Source organism: Streptomyces bungoensis (genome assembly GCF_001514215.1).
Taxonomy (GTDB): domain Bacteria; phylum Actinomycetota; class Actinomycetes; order Streptomycetales; family Streptomycetaceae; genus Streptomyces; species Streptomyces bungoensis.
Genome location: NZ_KQ948859.1, coordinates 160000 through 176495, shown reverse-complemented (window position 1 = coordinate 176495; position 16496 = coordinate 160000). Strand labels below are relative to the sequence as shown.

14 protein-coding genes are annotated in these 16496 nt (G+C 72.5%); 7 read left to right on the top strand and 7 right to left on the bottom strand.

From position 1 onward, the window contains the following. Nucleotides 1–4 precede the first annotated feature (4 nt). From AQJ66_RS19850 to AQJ66_RS19840, 3 genes are all read right to left on the bottom strand, one after another. Nucleotides 5–3169, bottom strand: coding sequence for a DEAD/DEAH box helicase (locus tag AQJ66_RS19850; RefSeq protein WP_061923756.1), 3165 nt, complete (start codon nt 3167–3169; stop codon nt 5–7). Nucleotides 3170–3243: 74 nt separating this feature from the next. Further along, nucleotides 3244–3684 (bottom strand): hypothetical protein, encoded by a 441-nt coding sequence (locus tag AQJ66_RS19845; RefSeq protein ID WP_061923752.1) that lies wholly within the window; start codon nt 3682–3684, stop codon nt 3244–3246. 75 nt (nt 3685–3759) lie between these two features. Next, nucleotides 3760–4791: an SEC-C domain-containing protein gene (locus AQJ66_RS19840; RefSeq protein ID WP_061923749.1), complete on the bottom strand. Its 1032-nt coding sequence runs from the start codon at nt 4789–4791 to the stop codon at nt 3760–3762. A 99-nt stretch (nt 4792–4890) separates the two neighbouring features. On the opposite strand from AQJ66_RS19840, the gene AQJ66_RS19835 reads away from it, so the two are divergent. Continuing rightward, on the top strand, nt 4891–5181 hold the full coding sequence (locus tag AQJ66_RS19835) for a DUF1905 domain-containing protein (RefSeq protein ID WP_061923746.1): 291 nt from the start codon (nt 4891–4893) through the stop codon (nt 5179–5181). Between the two features lie 67 nt (nt 5182–5248). On the opposite strand, the gene AQJ66_RS19830 is transcribed toward AQJ66_RS19835, so the two are convergent. Further along, nucleotides 5249–6721: a glycoside hydrolase gene (locus AQJ66_RS19830; protein ID WP_061923744.1), complete on the bottom strand. Its 1473-nt coding sequence runs from the start codon at nt 6719–6721 to the stop codon at nt 5249–5251. A gap of 329 nt (nt 6722–7050) precedes the next feature. Between AQJ66_RS19830 and AQJ66_RS19825 the strand changes: the two genes are divergently transcribed. The 4 genes from AQJ66_RS19825 (at nt 7051) to AQJ66_RS19810 (ending at nt 10219) form a co-directional block, all read left to right on the top strand. Next, nucleotides 7051–7377: a DUF6412 domain-containing protein gene (locus AQJ66_RS19825; protein ID WP_061923741.1), complete on the top strand. Its 327-nt coding sequence runs from the start codon at nt 7051–7053 to the stop codon at nt 7375–7377. Between the two features lie 125 nt (nt 7378–7502). Further along, nucleotides 7503–8228, top strand: a complete 726-nt coding sequence (yidC, locus tag AQJ66_RS19820; RefSeq protein WP_061923738.1) for a membrane protein insertase YidC — start codon at nt 7503–7505, stop codon at nt 8226–8228. A gap of 149 nt (nt 8229–8377) precedes the next feature. Continuing rightward, nucleotides 8378–9235, top strand: coding sequence for a fumarylacetoacetate hydrolase family protein (locus AQJ66_RS19815; RefSeq protein ID WP_061924048.1), 858 nt, complete (start codon nt 8378–8380; stop codon nt 9233–9235). A gap of 90 nt (nt 9236–9325) precedes the next feature. Then, the gene (locus tag AQJ66_RS19810; RefSeq protein ID WP_061923736.1) at nt 9326–10219 is read left to right on the top strand and encodes an alpha/beta hydrolase; all 894 of its coding nucleotides are present in this window, start codon (nt 9326–9328) and stop codon (nt 10217–10219) included. A gap of 146 nt (nt 10220–10365) precedes the next feature. On the opposite strand, the gene AQJ66_RS19805 is transcribed toward AQJ66_RS19810, so the two are convergent. From AQJ66_RS19805 to AQJ66_RS19795, 3 genes are all read right to left on the bottom strand, one after another. Further along, nucleotides 10366–12414 carry a hypothetical protein gene (locus AQJ66_RS19805; protein ID WP_244162870.1) on the bottom strand — a complete coding sequence of 683 codons (2049 nt, stop codon included), beginning with the start codon at nt 12412–12414 and terminating at the stop codon, nt 10366–10368. Between the two features lie 228 nt (nt 12415–12642). Then, nucleotides 12643–13143 carry a heme-degrading domain-containing protein gene (locus tag AQJ66_RS19800; RefSeq protein ID WP_061923730.1) on the bottom strand — a complete coding sequence of 167 codons (501 nt, stop codon included), beginning with the start codon at nt 13141–13143 and terminating at the stop codon, nt 12643–12645. Then, a complete protein-coding gene (locus tag AQJ66_RS19795; RefSeq protein ID WP_061923725.1) occupies nt 13143–14213 on the bottom strand; it encodes a Gfo/Idh/MocA family protein in 1071 nt (356 codons plus the stop codon). Before AQJ66_RS19795 ends, AQJ66_RS19800 begins: the two co-directional genes overlap by 1 nt. A 56-nt stretch (nt 14214–14269) precedes the next feature. Between AQJ66_RS19795 and AQJ66_RS19790 the strand changes: the two genes are divergently transcribed. Together AQJ66_RS19790 and AQJ66_RS19785 are read left to right on the top strand one after the other, a co-directional pair. Continuing rightward, complete coding sequence (locus AQJ66_RS19790; RefSeq protein ID WP_061923723.1) at nt 14270–15391, top strand: ROK family transcriptional regulator; 1122 nt, start codon at nt 14270–14272, stop codon at nt 15389–15391. A 135-nt stretch (nt 15392–15526) separates the two neighbouring features. Next, nucleotides 15527–16471, top strand: coding sequence for a hypothetical protein (locus AQJ66_RS19785; protein WP_341849419.1), 945 nt, complete (start codon nt 15527–15529; stop codon nt 16469–16471). Nucleotides 16472–16496: the final 25 nt, after the last annotated feature.

Sequence of the window (16496 nt, the reverse complement as noted above, 5' to 3'; positions counted from 1 at the left end):
TGCGTCACCCGGCCGCGATCGCCGAGTACGACCAGACGTCCGCGGGAATCGCGTGCTTCAGCTTCCACGTGATCGCCATCGGTCTGCTCCCGGTGTGCTCCACGTAGTCAGCCGGACCCAGCAGCATCCACGGCTGAGCACCGCCTATGTCCGTGTTCTTGTAGCGGCGGACGAACAGCAGGACGTGGCTGCCCTCCGCGGCGTGACGCTGGTAGCGCAGGCCGGTCGGTGAGGTTTCCGACGTCTGGTTCTGGGACTCCCAGTGGAAGAGAAGCTCGCTCAGGGCGTAGTCGTGGTAGCGGGTCTGCGGGGAGAAGTCCTTCTCGTCCTTCTCCAGGGTGATGAGCAGAGCATCGGTTCTGACCGACTCGCACCACTTCACCCCCTCGCGGAAGTCCCCGGGCATGAAGCCGCCGATCGCGGACTGGCCGAGGGCGGGCAGGATTTCCTCGCGCGTGTAGGAAGCGTGCACGGTCAGGGGAATGCCGGCGTGGCCGCCGATGCCCAGAAGCGGAATCGGCACGTGCTCGGTGCGGCCGAGGTTGTACTCGAGCACCTGCCGCAGCTCACTGCGGACCGCGTGATGTCTGCGCAGCAGCGCGAACCCGGCGTCGTAGTGCGCGAATCCCTTTCGTGTGACGCCGCCGAGCGGCCAGAGCTGGAAGAAGAGCATGCGGGCGTAGGCCTGCCCCTGCTCGTCGAGTTCGCCGTAGGCGGGGGCGTCGTCGGCCAGCATCCGGGTGTAGGCGGCCACGCGCAGCGGGTCGTCCACGTGGAGGAAGGAAGACACGCGTCTGAGCAGTGCTTCCTCGCCTTCGGGTGCGTCACCCCCGAGCAGCCCGGAGCGCCGGAGAAGCCGGGTCCAGGAGTTGCCGTTCCCGCGGTAGAGCTCCTTCAGCTCGCGGCCGCTCTCCTCCAGGTAGCGGCCGAGCCTCGGCTGGGCGTAGTCGGCGACCTCACGGGCCAGCGCCGTGACGTTGACGCCGATCTGCTCCTTGATGTTGGCGATGACCGTTCTCTTCGCCTTCTCCTCAAGGATGATCTGGCAGCCGGACGGCAGCTGGGGGAAGTCGTGTTCGATGTTGTCCAGCAGGCGCTTGCGGGTCAGGTTGGTCAGGGCCCGGAACTGGTTCTCGAAGCGGAACTCCTTGCGGTGCTGCCCGATGAGATCCAGCACGGTGAGGACGGCCTTGTCATCCGAACGGCGAAGCCCCCGGCCGAGCTGCTGCAGGAACACGGTGGCGCTGGAGGTGGGCCGGAGCAGGAGCAGCGTGTCCACGTCGGGGATGTCGAGCCCTTCGTTGAAGAGGTCGACCGAGAAGATCACCTGGACAGCCCCTGACCTCAGGTCGGCCAGGGCCTGCTTACGCTGCTCCGCGGGCGTCTCGCCGCACAGCGCGACGGCGTTGAGCCCGGCCGTGCGGAACACCTCCGCCATGAAGTTCGCGTGCCGCACCGACACGCAGAATCCCAGCGCGCGCATGGCGCCCGGCTCGGCGATCTTCTCCCGGACGGCCTTCACGACCAGCCTCGCGCGTCTCACGTCACTCGACAGCTGGTTGCTCAACGCGCTGGGGTCGTACGCCCCACGTCTCCATTCCACGGTGCTGAGATCCGTGTCGTCGCTGATGCCGAAGTAGTGGAACGGGCTGAGGAGGTCGTTCTCCAGCGCCTCCCACAGCCGGATCTCGGCAGCGATCCGGCCGTCGAAGAACTCGTCCTGGACGTTCCTGCCGTCCATGCGCTCAGGCGTCGCCGTGAGCCCCAGCAGTTCCGACGGCTCGAAGTGATCCAGGATCTTCCGGTACGTCGGAGACGTCCCGTGGTGGAACTCGTCGATCACGATCACATCGAAGTGGCCGGGCGAGAGCCGTTCCAGGGCCCGCCCGTTCAGCGACTGGACGCTGGCGAAGACGTGCGTCCAGCGCTCCGGGATCTCACCGCTGTGGAGGGACTCACCGAAGTTCGCGTCCACCAGAACGTCCTGGTAGGTGCGCAGGGACTGCTGCAGGATCTCCTTGCGGTGGGCTACGAACAGCAGCCGCAGATCACGGCCGTACCGCTTCCGAAGCTGCTTGTAGTCGAGCGCAGCCATGACCGTCTTGCCGGTGCCGGTCGCGGCGACGAGCAGGTTCCGGTGCCTGTCGTGGACCTGCCGCTCGACCTGCAGCCGCTCCAGCATGTCGCGCTGGTGCGGATACGGCCGTACCTCCAGACCGGACAGCGTGATCCTGCGTCCAGCGGCGGCACCCGGCGACGTACCGCCGGCGATCGCGAGCGCCTCCTGCAGGCGCTCGCCATCGGTGGCGGGGTCGTACTCCTCGAAGGACGGATCACTCCAGTAGGCCTCGAAGGTGCCCTCGAACTTGCGCAGCACGTCGGGCGTCGCAACGGAGGACAGCCGTACGTTCCACTCCAGGCCGTCCAGCAGCGCCGTCTTGGACAGGTTGGAGCTGCCCACATAGGCGGTGTCGTAGCCGCTGTCGCGGCGGAAGAGCCAGGCCTTGGCGTGCAGCCGCGTCGACCGGGTCTCGTAGTTCACCTTGACGCTGGCGCCGAACTCCTCCGCCAACCGGTCGAGGGCGCGCCGCTCGGTGGCTCCGATGTACGTCGTCGTGATGACCCGTATCGGCACATCCCGCTCATGGGCCGCCCGCAGCGACTGCTCGATGACCCGCAGGCCGTGCCACTTCACGAAGGCGCAGATCAGGTCGACGCGGTCAGCCGTGGCGAGTTCGGCGCGCAACTCGAAGCCGAGGCTGGGGTCTTCTGGCGCGTTGGTGATGAGGGCCGTGTCGGAAAGCGGGATGCCCGGCCGTACCGCGTAGACGCCCGGTGCCTCCTGCCGCGTCACGGCGAGGAGCTGGCGGGGGCCGTCGGCTACGAGGTCCACCCACTCCCGCGCACCCTTCAGCGTGCTGATGGACTCGAGGATGTGGTTGGCCGCATGGACCCGTTCGCCGGCCGGAACACCGTGCAGGACCCGCTGGACGGTGCCCGCGACATGCCGGGCCAGAACATGCGGCACCGACTCCGGCCCCACCGCGTCGCTCACGGGATGCCAGCCCGAGCCGGTGAGCTCCTCCAACTGCTGCTCGAGGCGCAGGGTGATGAGCTGTTCGTACAGTCCATCGGACAGGCCGGAAGCATCCTGAAGGTCTCCGGACATCGGCGCATACCCCCCGCTGAGCATGTCGATGGGCGATCCAGATGTTCTACCAGGGGGCACTGACACAGCCGCCGTCACCCTGTCGCGGACCGAGAGGACGCACAGTCCTTCATGTCACCGCCGGGTGTGAGCGCCCGGCGGAGCGGGAGCGCCGTGAGGAGCACGAAAACGCCGAAGAGGGTGATCGGCAGGAGCCCTACCGGCCGGAGGAACGCGGCGGGACGCGTCGTGACCGCGCCCCATGTGACGATCCAGTTGCCCAGGACGTCCGCGAGCATGACCACAGCGGCGAGCAACGGCCCGCCGGGGCGGGCGCGGATGATCAGCAGGGCCACCAGCGGGTCGAGGAGCAAGAGCGCGTGGAAGAGCAGCTGGACGAGCACGGGTGCGTAGCCGTAGGCCCTCAGCCCGCCCGTCACCAGGAAGTATCCGTGCGCCCCCGTCCCCTCCAGGAATCCGACCACGTACACCAGCGCCGTGCGTCGGGCCCATGCCGGACGATCCCCCCATCGCATGGTGGCGACCCTAGTGGGCGCCGGGACGGCGACAGGGCCTGCCCCGGCACCCGGTTGCACGGCTGGGCATGGGCCTCAGAGGGACCCGGCGCCCTCCAGCAGCCCGTGGCACTCCCCGTACGCCCGCCCCGACCCGCACCAGCACCCCGCCCCCGCCTGCGGCGGCCAAGCAACCGCCCGGCCCCGTGCCGCCAGTGTCGTCGCGTACTGGGGGAGCAGGATCACGTCCGACGGTGACGCCCCCTCCGATGCAGCGAACGCCTCGTACGACGGGACCGTCCCCGTGACGATGCCGAGGTTGGGGGTGCCCGAGGAGGCCAGTTCGCGGAGGGAGGACTCTATGGTCGCCAGGTGCTGCTCGTGGGAGGGGTACTCCACGGAGAGCGTCGGGTACGCGGAGAGCAGCTCCGTCAGCTCGGCCGCCGGCCAGTGCAGCATCGCCACCGGGAACGGGCGGGACAGGGCCTCGCGGTAGGCGCCGAGTTCGGCTCGCAGGCGCTGGATCTCCGCCTTCAGTTCCGCCGGGTTCTCCGAGCCCAGGGACCAGACCCGCTTGGGGTCGTGGAGTTCGTCCAGGGGGACCGGGGAGGTGTGGAGGGCGTCCGCCAGGGTGTCCCGGTCGTCGTGGGGGAGGCCCCGCATGCGGCGGACGCGGTGGCGGCCGAAGAGGAGCGGGTGGAGGGACTGCGGGGGCTCCGTGCCGTCGGGCAGGAGGAGGGTCACCGCCTCCGTGAACGTCGCCTCCGCCGCCTCCAGCTCGTCGTGGGACTCGAGGGACTCCGCGACGATGACCCAGGGGGCCGGGTCGCGCGGGGCCGCGGTGCGGATGCCGTCGATGATCGCCCTGGCCTCGGCCTCGTGGTCGTACTCCCACAGGTTGGAGGCCTTCAGGGCCCGCACCAGGTGGGGGTTCTCCAGGCCCTGCGAGGAGGACAGCAGGCGGTCGTAGAGCGTCGTCGCGGCCGGGCGGTCGCCGGACAGTTCCAGGTGGGCCGCGGCGCGCAGCAGCAGGGCCTCGGCGTCCTCGGGGTACAGGCCGGCGGTTCGCTCCAGGCGTGCCGCTTCGGCGGTGTGGTCGACGTTCTCGGCAGGCGTGTCGGGGCGCATGGGGGACACCGTACTGCCGACCGCTGACAAAGGTGACCCGGGCTGGTGCAGGATGAGGGCGCGTGGCCGGGATGGGTCCTGGGGGAGGAGAGGCGTGTCATGCAGCTCGTGTTCGCCGGGCGGGTCGTCGAGTGGCGCGGGCCGGCGCCGTACTACTTCGTGCCCGTCCCGGACGACGAGTGCGCCGACATCCGTGAGGTGGCCGCGATGGCCTCGTACGGCTGGGGTGTGATCCCGGTCGAGGCGCGGGTCGGTGCCGTCACCTTCGAGACCTCGCTCTTTCCCAAGGACGGCGGCTATCTGCTGCCCCTCAAGAGTGTGGTCCGCAAGGCGGAGGGGCTCTCCGCGGGGGACGGCGTGAGCGTGGAGATGACCGTCCGGCTGCGGTGACCCCGACAGGATGCGGAGGGGTGCGGGCCGCACGTGCGCCGTCGTGCGGCCCGTGTCCGAGGGGCTGTCAGGCCGTCACACTGTCGATCTGCAGCGTCTGCACCGACCGCGCCGCGAACGGCACCGCCACGGTCTTCCCGCTCAGGTGCGTGTCCGCGTAGGCCCTGTACCGGTCCCCGCCCGTCGTGACCGTGTTCCAGCGCGGGACCAGGCCGCCCGTGCCGCCCGTCACCGTGGTGAAGCGGGACAGGTCGAAGGTCAGGGTCTGGGCGGAGGAGGAGGTGTTCGCCGCGACGATCACCAGGCGCTTCGCCGGCCTGTCCAGGGCGGCCACGGCGTAGCTCGCGCCGGTGTCGAGGATCGTCATGCCCGGGCGGATGTGGCGGCTGAACTGCGCCATGACGTAGTACTTCGTCTGGACGGCGCCGGGCTGGAGGGTGTTCTCGTCGTAGGCGATCATCGCCCAGCCGGAACTGGGGTCCATCACCTGCCAGTAGACCCAGGCGGTGGGGTGCAGCCAGCGGAAGTCGTAGAGCAGGTTGCTCGCGAGGGTCAGGCCGGTGCCGTCCCCGTCGCCCGTCTCCGAGTTCCACAGGGCCTTGCCGCCCGTGGTGACGACGTCCGTGTAGAGGAGGTCCCGGCGGCCGCCCGAGCCCTGGTAGCCGTGCACGTTGACCCGGTCGACGTAGCCCTTGGTGGTGGCGGAGAAGGAGTTCCAGGTGGTGCGGGCCAGGTCGTAGCTCGTCTCGTCCGACGCCGAGATCCTCGTGCCCGTCAGGCCTCGCTTGTCCAGCTCGCTGCGGAGGTGGGGGAGGACGGCCGCCTGGACGCCGGCGTCGATGTGGCAGCCCTCCTGGGTGCCGGTCGCCGTCCACCAGGACGAGGACGGCTCGTTGAAGGCCTCCACGGTGGAGAAGTCCACGCCCCAGTGCTGCCCGGCGTACAGGGCGACCGCGGCCAGGTGGGAGGCGTGCCGGCGGTAGTTCCAGGACTGGAGGTTGTTGCCGCCGTCGGCCGCTCCGGACGGGTTGTGGTCGTAGCACATCCACCACATCGGGGAGTTCGCGAAGAGCTCGGTGGTGGCGCCCCGCGCCGTCGCCTTCACCAGCATCGCGCGCTGCGTCGCGTCCGCCGACCATTTCCAGGCCGAGGAGGCGGGGTCCTCGTTGTTCCAGTCCTGCCAGTAGCCCTCGATCTGCTTGAAGGCCGGGATGTCGGGTGAGACGGCCATCGTCTCGCCGTTCACGCTGTTCCAGCTGCACCCGCCCAGGTTGTAGCGGGCGATGTTCAGGCCGAGGCCCGGCAGTGAGGTGCCGTTGTACGTCGTCGACCTGGTGGTGAAGAAGAGGTCGGCGAAGTCGTCGCGGGCGCCGAAGACGTTGGCCCACCAGGCCAGGGAGGTGCCCCAGCCCTCCCAGGTGCCGTAGGCGGCACCGGGGTTGACGGCGACGGTGGCGTCGGCGTGGGCGGTCCCCGTGGCCAGGGCGCTGCCGAGGAGGCCGCCTCCCGCGGCGGCCAGGAGCGTTCTGCGTCGGATCATGGGCGTGTTCTCTGCCTCTCCGTGCGGCTCGCACGCCGGCCCTCCGTGGCCGGCGTCGGCTGGTTCCCCCGCGCCCCCCGGCATGCCAACAGGAAGCATCGGGTGTGGTGCGTGAGGTTGTCGAGGGTTGCGACAGCCCTTTCTCAAACCCGTTGAGGAAGCGGGGTGAAGGGGCAAGGAGGCTCCAGCCCCGCTGAGTTGCCGGGTAACCGGGAGTTTCCGAGCGTGGGGAACCGCCGGGGCCGTGCGGACGTTCTTCCTGTGGAGCGCACCCGGAGAGTGCGAACGTCCGGCAGTCGTTCACGGAACCTCGGGGGAGGGGCAAGGCCATGGTCCGCAGTCGTGTCCGCGCCGTGCGTCCCGCCGCCTTCCTGCTCGTGCCGGTGAGCCTGCTGCTGCTCCAGGCCGCGCTCCTCGACACCGGCAGCCTCTTCACCACCGTCGCGCTCGCCGCCACGGCCGCCGCCGGTTCCGCGCTCGCCCTCTGCTCGCTCGTCGCCGCCCGCTGCGCACCCGCCGTCCCCACCACCCGCGTCCGTACGGCGATACGCGACCGGGACCGGCGTACGGCCTTCCTGCCCCAGCGCGACCCCGACGCACCGGGTCGCCGCCGGCCCCGGGCACCCGGACACGCCCTCGCGACGACCTGCGCGTAGGGCTCCCGTAACCAGCGACACCATCGATACGTGACCCCGCGCGGGTCGTCATGCCGTCCTGCCCTGTCCGCTTCGGACACGGCCGTCCACCCGGCACGACGCACCCCGACACGGAGGGTCCACCCATGTCCGTCTTCGCTCACCTGGTCGAGCGGCTCGCCGAGCTGCTCCAGCCGCTGTTCCACGCCTCCGCGGCCGCCGCTGCGATCGTCCTGTTCACCGCACTCGTACGACTCCTCGTCCATCCCCTGTCCCGGGCCGCCGCGCGAGGCCAGCGCGCCCGCGCCGCACTCCAGCCGAGAATCGCCGAGTTGCGCCGTAAGCACGCCGAGAACCCCGAGCGGCTGCGGAAGGCGGTGCTGGAACTGCATGCGGAGGAGAAGGTGTCGCCGCTGTCCGGCTTGCTGCCCGGCCTGCTCCAGTTGCCCGCCTTCTTCCTCCTCTACCACCTGTTCTCCAGCTCCTCGGTCGGCGGTGAGCGCAACGGGCTGCTGGGGCACGAGCTGTTCGGCGCGCCGCTCGGCGGGCGCTGGGCCGAAACGCTCGCCGACGGCGGCGTGTTCGGGCCGGCCGGACTCGTCTACCTCGTGCTGTTCGCCCTCGTCGCCGCCGTCGCCTCCTTCACCTACCGGCGTGCCAGGCGGACGGCGGGCCGCACCCCGGTCGCGGCCGGCTCCACCGCCGGTGGCGGGGAGCAGGTGCCCGGACTCGGCGCGGTCGGCAAGGTCATGCCGCTCCTGTCCTTCCTCACGCTCGTCACCGTGGCGGTGGTGCCGCTGGCGGCGGCGCTGTACGTCGTCACCAGCACGACGTGGAGCGCGCTGGAACGGGCCGCCCTCTACCCGTCGTAGGGGCTGGACAGGACCGGGGACCCAAGGCCGGTTACGGTCCAGTACGTGAACTGGGTCTTGCGGACTGGACCTTCGGGTTGGAGGATCACCCAGTCCTCCGATGGCTGCACCCATCGGCCGGGCGCCCGCGATCGAGGGAGATGGTGACCATGAAGCTGCTGCGCGTCGGTACGGTCGGGGCGGAGCGGCCCGCGCTGCTCGACGCCGGGGGAACCCTGCGGGACCTGTCGGGGATCGTCGGCGACATCGACGGCGCGCTGCTCGCCGACGACGACGCCATGGGCCGGGTGCGGGCGGCCGCCGAGGCCGGTGACCTGCCCGAACTGGACGCGGCGGGGCTGCGGATCGGGCCGCCGCTGGGCCGGATCGGCAAGATCGTGTGCATCGGGCTGAACTACCACGACCACGCCCGCGAGACCGGGGCCGAGCCGCCCGCCGAACCCGTGATCTTCTTCAAGGCCGCGGACACGGTCGTCGGGCCGAACGACCCCGTGCTCGTTCCCCGCGGGTCCACCAAGACCGACTGGGAGGTGGAGCTGGCCGTCGTCATCGGACGTACGGCCCGCTACCTGGAGTCGGCCGAGGAGGGGCTCGCCCATGTCGCCGGGTACGCGGTCGCGCACGACGTCTCCGAGCGGGAGTTCCAGATCGAGCGGGGCGGCACCTGGGACAAGGGCAAGAACTGCGAGACGTTCAACCCGCTGGGGCCCTGGCTGGTGACGGCGGACGAGGTCCCGGACCCGCAGCGGCTGCCGCTCAGGCTGTGGGTCAACGGCGAGCTGAAGCAGGACGGGACGACGGCCGAGCAGATCTTCCCCGTGGGGGAAGTGGTGCGGTACGTCAGCCGGTTCATGACGCTCCACCCCGGGGACGTCATCAACACCGGGACTCCGGCGGGAGTCGCGCTGGGACAGCCCGAGCCCAAGCCGTACCTGCGGGCCGGGGACGTGGTCGAGCTGGAGATCGAGGGACTCGGACGCCAGCGGCAGGAGCTGGAGGACGCGTAGGGACCTCTCGCACCGGGTTCCGCGCACCCCTCCGCATGGACGGACCGCTTCCGGGCACTGGAGCCGGACGTCCGAGCCACGGGAGGCTACGTGTTCGACGGCTTCGAGCTGACGCGCTGTGAGGGCGGCGACGGGGTACGGCTGCGGGTGCGGTACGGCGGCAGCGGTCCCGCCGTGCTGCTCCTGCACGGCCATCCGCGCACGCACGCGACCTGGCACCGCGTGGCCCCGCTGCTGGCCGCGGCCGGTCACACGGTGGTCTGCCCCGACCTGCGCGGCTACGGCGAGTCCGACAAGCCGCCCACCGATCCGCGGCACCTGCCGTACTCCAAGCGCGCCATGGCCGGTGACTGCCTGGCGGTCATGCGCCGCCTCGGACACGAGCGGTTCGCGGTCGTCGGGCACGACCGGGGCGCGTACGTGGCGACGCGCCTCGCCCTGGACCACCCGGAGGCCGTGTCCGCGCTCTGCGTGCTGGACGCCGTGCCCCTCGGGGAGGCGCTGCGCCGCTGCGACGCGACGTTCGCCGCGAGCTGGTGGCACTGGTTCTTCCTCGGTCAGACGGACAAGCCCGCCGAGCGCGTCATCAACGCCGACCCCGACGCCTGGTACCGGGCCACCCCCGGGCAGATGGGCGCCGAGGCCTACGAGGACTACCGGCGGGCGATCCACGACCCGGCCACCGTCCACGCCATGTGCGAGGACTACCGGGCCGGCCTCGGCGTCGACCGGGAGCACGACGACGCCGACCGGGACGCCGGCCGCCGCATCGGATGCCCGCTGCAGGTGCTGTGGGCCACCCGTGACGACATGGCCGACCTCTACGGCGACGTACTCGGCGTCTGGCGGGACTGGGCGGGCGACCGGCTCGACGGCGGCCCCGTCGACTCCGGGCACCACATGGCCGAGGAGGCGCCCGAGGCACTCGCCGCGGCCCTGCACGGGTTCTGGCGGAGCGTCGGAGGGCACGCCCCCGGCGGGTGACACCAGCACCACCGGGCCGTCCGGGGCGCGGGGAACCTCCGCGGAACGCCGAGAGGCTCCCGGGCCGTTGGGCCGAGACGTCGAACGTCTCTGCCCGCAGGCGCCGGGAGCCTCGTCGGGACTCGGCCCGGAAGGCGGCTCGGGACTCAGCCCGTGACGCGCTCGCTCTCCAGCTCGGTGCCGGTCTCCCGCTGCTTCGGGATCACGGCGAGGGCCCGCACCGCCATGCCCTCCCGGTGTGCCTCGGCCGCCGCGCCCAGCGCGCGGGCCGCGTCGTTGAAGCGGACGACGGACGGCGGGTCGGAGGGACCCAGCAGGTGCAGCTTGAGCTCGGCGCGCGCCTCGGCGTAGGTGTCCTTCTCGGGCCGGCGCACCGACTCCAGCAGGGCGGGTATGCCGGCCGCGTCCGGGGAGAGGACGGCGCCCGCCCGGACGGTGGGGAAGGCGTCGCGGAACTCCTGCTCCGGCAGGCCGCTGGTGTTGGCGACCGCGTACGGCTTCTCGCTCGCCAGGTAGTCCGAGATCACGCTGGAGACGTCGCTGATGAGGAGGTCGGCCACGTTGAAGCAGGCGTAGACGTTGGGCCGGGCGTCGGTGACGATCAGGTGCTCCCACGCCGGGAACGAGGCCCAGTACGCGGCCTCCCAGGCGGTGGTCGCGGCGGTCACGGCGGCGGCCCGGCCGGGCTCGGGCACCGACTGGAGCATCATCCGCTCCGCGTCGTCGGCGCTGTCGCGGAACGAGGACGTGGTCAGGCGGTCCAGTTCGGCGGTCCGGCGGGCCAGTTCCTGCGCGGCGGCCGGCCCGGGACGGTCACCGGCGTGCTCGGCGGCGCGCTTGGCGCTCGCGGCCCGGATCATCTGCTGGATGCGGACGTTCGCGGCGCCCGCCCGGGGGTCGACGGAACCGGTCAGCGGGTGCGGCTTGTACAGCAGCCGCACGCCCGGGTCGGCGAGCAGGGCGCGGACGATGTTCTCGCCGGCCTCGACGACGGAGGTGTTGCCCGGGTTGCCGTCCCAGCCCTCCCAGGTGGGGGCGTAGAGCACGGTGGTGTACGGGCCGGTGGGCGCGCCGGCGTACGGCTGGATGACGTCCAGCTGGGGGCGCCCGATCTCCCGGACGTCCTTGTCGTCGACGCCGACGTCGGCCAGGGCGTAGCGCTCGCGGGCGGCGGGCCCGGCCACCCACACCTCGTCGTAGGCCTTCGCGTACGGGTTGCAGCTGGACAGCTTGTCGCTCTCGCCGTGGTTGACGAAGGCGTGCTTGATGGTGGGGATGCGCAGCACCTGCGAGGTCTTGCCCGAGTTCGACGGGTGGATGAGCATCTTCAGCGTGGAGTGCTCCAGCCGCATCAGGTCGGCGACCTTCGGCAGGCAGACGATCGGGATGTCGGTGGAGGCGATCTTCTTCACCATGAAGCGTTCCCGCAGCACGATGATCGGGCGGCCCTCCAGCCGGGCCAGCGGCTCCAGCCACATATTGGCCTGGTAGGCGGAGCTGGTGCCGCCGGAGAAGTACATGCCCACGGTCGGCTGGTACTCGGCGAGCCAGGCCTCGAACCACTCCAGCGCCTCCTCGGGCGCCACGGGCCGGCGGCCCGGCAGCAGGCGCACCAGCAGCACGCCGTTCGCGACGGCCGCGAAGGCGGCGGACACGGCGATGCCCGCGGCGGCCCAGCGGCCCGAGCCGGTCACCGCGGTGGCCAGCAGGCCGACCGACGAGGGCAGGCCGAAGGTGAGCAGGCGCAGCCCGGCGCGGCGCATCACCAGCGCCGGTGGAGCGGCGCTCAGCCGCAGGGCCGAGGCGTCGATGTTCCGGGTCACCAGGGGCAGGGTGCGGCTGCGGCGTACCGCGGTCGCGACGGCCTGGCAGGCGAAGTGCAGGGCGTAGAAGACGAGCAGACCGCAGACGAGGGCGAGGTACCGCTCCTCGTAGTCCTGCTCCTCTATGCGGAGCAGGGCGGTCACGAGCAGCAGGTCGCGGACGACCTGGCGCACGCTCACGGTCGCCTGCAGCTTGCCGAGGGCGGCGGCCATGCCGCCCTGCCACCGGTGCAGGGCGAGGTCCGCCGCCAGACCGGCGGCGGTGGCCGCGATCAGCAGTGGGACGCTGGGCAGGAGGGCACCCACTGCCTGGGCGACGAAGGCCAGGCCGAGGCCTGTCGGCAGGAGGAGACGCCTCGCCGCGGTGCGCAACCGGGAAGGGGGGGATGACGAAGCTGACACTGCGCGGGCTCCAGGCAACTCAACACCCTCGTGCACGGACGGGCTGTGCGGCAGGAGGGGAGCGCCGTCAGCCGGTTGCCGATGTGAACGGGTGTTCCACCATTAAGTCGGACGGACGGACTTTACCCGTGAGACCGCGACCTTGTCTCTGTGGACGATCCGGAACCGGACGCCCACGCCCCGCTCTTGCCGCTTCGGCTACCCCTGCAGGAACTGTTCCAGGGCCTCGACCACGAACCGGTGGTCCTGCAGTTGGGGCAGGCCGGAGACGGTCACCGCGCCGATGATCCCGACGTTCTCGACGTTGATCGGGAAGGAGCCGCCGTGGGCCGCGTAACGATCGGGATCCAGACGGGAGGACTCCTCGAACGTGGTGCCCTTGGCGCGGAAACGCGCGCCGACCAGGTAGGAGGAGGCGCCGTAGCGCTCCACGACGCGGCGCTTGCGGCTCACCCAGGCGTCGTTGTCCGGGGTGGAGCCGGGCAGCGCCGCGTGGAAGAGCTGCTGCCCGGCGCGGTGGATGTCGATGGCGAGCGGCGCCTGCCGCTCCCGGGCCAGCTCGACCAGGAGCAGGCCGAGGGCCCAGGCGTCGTCGTGGGTGAACCGGGGGAAGACCAGGCGCCGTTCCTGCGCCTGGAGCTCCTCCACGCTCGGGGTGATCTCCGGGGTGAACTTCGGGGTGATCTGCGGGTGGTGCATCAGAGGGTCACCGTCACCTTGTCGCGGGCGGACCGGCGGGCCGCCTCCAGTACGTCGAGGGCCGCGGCCGCCTCCAGGGCGGGCACCGGGTCGGGGCCGGCGCTGGTCAGCGCGGCCGCCACGGCCGCGTAGTAGGCGGGGTAGTCGCCGGGGAGGGTCGGCACGGGCCGGCCGCCGCCGGTCACCGGGGACTCCCCGGAGCCCAGCCGCCCCCACAGCGACTCCGGCTCCACGCCCCAGCCGGCGGGCCCGGGCCGCAGCCCCTCGCGCAGGGCCGCCTCCTGCGGGTCGAGGCCGTACTTCACGTAGCCCGCCCGCGAGCCCAGCACCCGGAAGCGGGGGCCGAGCTGGGCCGTCGTCGCCGAGACGTACAGGTGGGAGCGGACGCCGCTCGCGTGGGTGAGGGCGATGAAGGTGTCGTCGTCCGCCTCGGCGCCGGGGCGGCGGACGTCCGTCTCCGCGTACACCTCGGTGGCCGGGCCGAAGAGGACCAGGGCCTGGTCGACGACGTGGCTGCCGAGGTCGTAGAGGAGGCCGCCGATCTCCGCCGGGTCGCCGGACTCGCGCCAGCCGCCCTTCGGCCGCGGGCGCCAGCGCTCGAAGCGGGACTCGAAGCGCCACACGTCGCCGAGTTCGCCGTCCGCGAGGAGCTTGCGGAGGGTGAGGAAGTCGTTGTCCCAACGGCGGTTCTGGAAGACGGACAGCAGCAGGCCGCGCTCCTCGGCGAGGGCGGCGAGCTCGCGCGCCTCGGCCGCCGTGCCCGCGACCGGCTTGTCCACGACCACCGGCAGGCCGGCCTTCAGCGCGGCGGTGGCCAGCGGGACGTGTGTGCGGTTCGGGGAGGCGATGACGACCAGGTCCAGCTCGCCGGCGCGGTCGAACAGCTCGTCCGGGCCGGCGACCGGGCGGACGTCCGGGTACTGCGACCGGGCCTGCTCCTGCCGCTCGGGGTTCGCGGTGACCACCGTGTCGAGGGCCAGGCCCTCGGTGGCGGCGATCAGCGGGGCGTGGAAGACGGAGCCGGCGAGGCCGTAGCCGATCAGGCCGACGCGGAGCGGGGTACCAGTCATGCGTCCTACTTTCGCAACGCTGTTGCCAAAGTGCAAGCGGCAGGGAGAATGGGGGCGTGAACGGGACGAGGAGCGGCGGACGGCCGGCGGGGGCGAATCTGTTCGCGGTGCGCAGCCACAACACGGCGCTGGTGCTGGACCTGCTGCGCACGGCCGGCACCGAGGGCATCAGCCGGCTCGAACTCGCCGAGCGGACGGGACTGACCCCGCAGGCGGTCAGCAAGATCACCGCCCGGCTGCGGGAGGAGGGCCTCGCGGCGGAGGCCGGCCACCGGGCGTCCACCGGGGGCAAGCCGCGCACCGTGCTGCGGCTCGTGCCGGAGGCCGGGCACGCGGTCGGGGTGCACCTGGACCGGGACGAGCTGCGGGCGGTGCTCGTGGACCTCGACGGCACCGTGGTCGGCGAGCGGCGCGTGCCGGCCGGCCTCGGCGCCGGCGCGGAGGCGGTGCCGGGCCTGGTGGCCGGGGCGGTGGAGGAGCTCCGCCGCGGGCTGGACGGTGCCGGCGCCCTGCTGGGTGCCGGGGTGGCCCTGCCCGGGCCGCTCGACCACGCGCGGGGCATCCTGCACCGGGTGACCGGGTTCCCCGAGTGGGAGGGCTTCCCGCTCCGGGACGCGCTGGCCGGGCGGCTCGGCGTGCCGGTCGTCGTGGACAAGGACACCAACGCCGCGGCGCTCGGCCTGTCGCTGCCCGGTGAGGGCGGGGCCGGCGGCTCCTTCGCGTACCTGCACCTCGGTACGGGCCTGGGCGCCGGCCTGGTGATCGGCGGGCGGGTGCACCGGGGGGCCCGGACCGGGGCCGGCGAGTTCGGCCACCAGGTCGTCCAGCTGGACGGCCCGCCGTGCGAGTGCGGGGACCGGGGCTGCCTGGAGGCGCTGTGCCTCGGCGCCGTACGGCGCGGCGACACGCGGGAGGCCGCGCGGGTGCTGGGCGTGGGGGCCGGGAACCTCGTGGGGCTCCTGGACATCGACCTGGTCCTGCTCGGCGGCCGGACCGTCACCGCGGCACCCGGCGTGTTCACGGCGGGCGTCGCCGAGGTCCTGCGGGCCCGGGCCCGGCGCGAGGGGGCGCAGGGCGAGGGCGCGGCCGTGCGGATCGCCCCCGGCGGCGGGCGGGGGGTGGCCGAGGGGGCCGCCCAGCTGGTGCTCGCGCCGCTGTTCGGGAGGGAGGACGGGTGAGGGCGTACGGACCGTCCGGACCGGCGCCGGACGCCCGGGCCGGGACTCGGCGCTCCGCCGATCGAGCGGACCGGGCAGGGCGCCCCGGCGCGGCTGCCGGGGTGCCCTGCCGCCGTCCGGCATGGTCATGTGTTCATGCGACTGTGCACGTCCCTGTCCCCCTGCCTCGCCGCAGCCGCCGCTCTCCTGCCCGCCTCGCCGGCCGTCGCCCGCACGGAGGCGAGTCCTTCCTGCGCGACGCCCGGTGACAGCGTCTTTCCGCTCACCACCAAGATCCACGGCGGGCCCCGCTCCTTCGAAGCGGGTGGCGGCTTCGGCACCTGGTACCTCGACCTCACCAACACCACCCGGCGCACCTGCGCCGACATCCACCCGGTCGTCGTCCTGGTGGACGACAAGCGCGCCCTGAAGCCGTCCCAGGCCGAGCTGGACTTCTACGACGGCACCCGCGCCCGCACCGTCACCCTCCAGACGACCGACGAGCAGGAGCTGGTCGGTGTGCTGGAGGGGGAGGGGTTCGGCGGGTTCACCGTCGCCCCCGGCAAGACGGTCACCGTCCGGCTCAGGCTCGCGGTCGCGCCCGACGCCGTCGCCGACCAGGTCACCGCCAACGCGGCCGTCGTCCAGAAGCGGGGCTCCGACGGGGACTGGGTCGGGGAGTCCAACGCCTACCGGTTCGCCATCGGCGACGGCGGGACGGAGGAACCGGGGACCAAGGAGCCGGAGACGAAGGAACCCGGGGCCAAGGAGTCGGGGGGCAAGGAGTCGTCGGGGGGCAAGGAGCCGGGCGCGAAGGAGAGCGAGGGCGGGGGGACGGAGACGGACCGCGCGCCCTCCTCCGGCGCTCCCCGGCCGACCTCCGCCACTCCCGGCAGCACTCCCGGCACCGCGCCGGACGCCTCCCCCGGTGCCACCCCGAGCGCCTCCCTGCCCGACGTCCAGGAGGCGGAGGCCGCCGGTGAGCGGGAGCGGGAGCTCGCCCGGACCGGGCCGCGGCCGGCGCGCGCGGCGCTCGCCGCCGTCGCCGCTCTGCTCGCCGTGGGCGGCGGCGCCTTCCTCCTGGCCCGGCGGCGGCGCTGACCACGGCTCGCACGGAGTCGCGGAG

What these genes read in the sequence shown, in the direction of transcription:
- AQJ66_RS19850 (WP_061923756.1), bottom strand. Translation starts at nt 3,169, where the DNA reads ATGTCCGGAGACCTTCAGGATGCTTCCGGCCTGTCCGATGGACTGTAC.
- AQJ66_RS19845 (WP_061923752.1), bottom strand. Translation starts at nt 3,684, where the DNA reads ATGCGATGGGGGGATCGTCCGGCATGGGCCCGACGCACGGCGCTGGTG.
- AQJ66_RS19840 (WP_061923749.1), bottom strand. Translation starts at nt 4,791, where the DNA reads ATGCGCCCCGACACGCCTGCCGAGAACGTCGACCACACCGCCGAAGCG.
- AQJ66_RS19835 (WP_061923746.1), top strand. Translation starts at nt 4,891, where the DNA reads ATGCAGCTCGTGTTCGCCGGGCGGGTCGTCGAGTGGCGCGGGCCGGCG.
- AQJ66_RS19830 (WP_061923744.1), bottom strand. Translation starts at nt 6,721, where the DNA reads ATGATCCGACGCAGAACGCTCCTGGCCGCCGCGGGAGGCGGCCTCCTC.
- AQJ66_RS19825 (WP_061923741.1), top strand. Translation starts at nt 7,051, where the DNA reads ATGGTCCGCAGTCGTGTCCGCGCCGTGCGTCCCGCCGCCTTCCTGCTC.
- yidC (WP_061923738.1), top strand. Translation starts at nt 7,503, where the DNA reads ATGTCCGTCTTCGCTCACCTGGTCGAGCGGCTCGCCGAGCTGCTCCAG.
- AQJ66_RS19815 (WP_061924048.1), top strand. Translation starts at nt 8,378, where the DNA reads ATGAAGCTGCTGCGCGTCGGTACGGTCGGGGCGGAGCGGCCCGCGCTG.
- AQJ66_RS19800 (WP_061923730.1), bottom strand. Translation starts at nt 13,143, where the DNA reads ATGCACCACCCGCAGATCACCCCGAAGTTCACCCCGGAGATCACCCCG.
- AQJ66_RS19795 (WP_061923725.1), bottom strand. Translation starts at nt 14,213, where the DNA reads ATGACTGGTACCCCGCTCCGCGTCGGCCTGATCGGCTACGGCCTCGCC.
- AQJ66_RS19785 (WP_341849419.1), top strand. Translation starts at nt 15,527, where the DNA reads ATGCGACTGTGCACGTCCCTGTCCCCCTGCCTCGCCGCAGCCGCCGCT.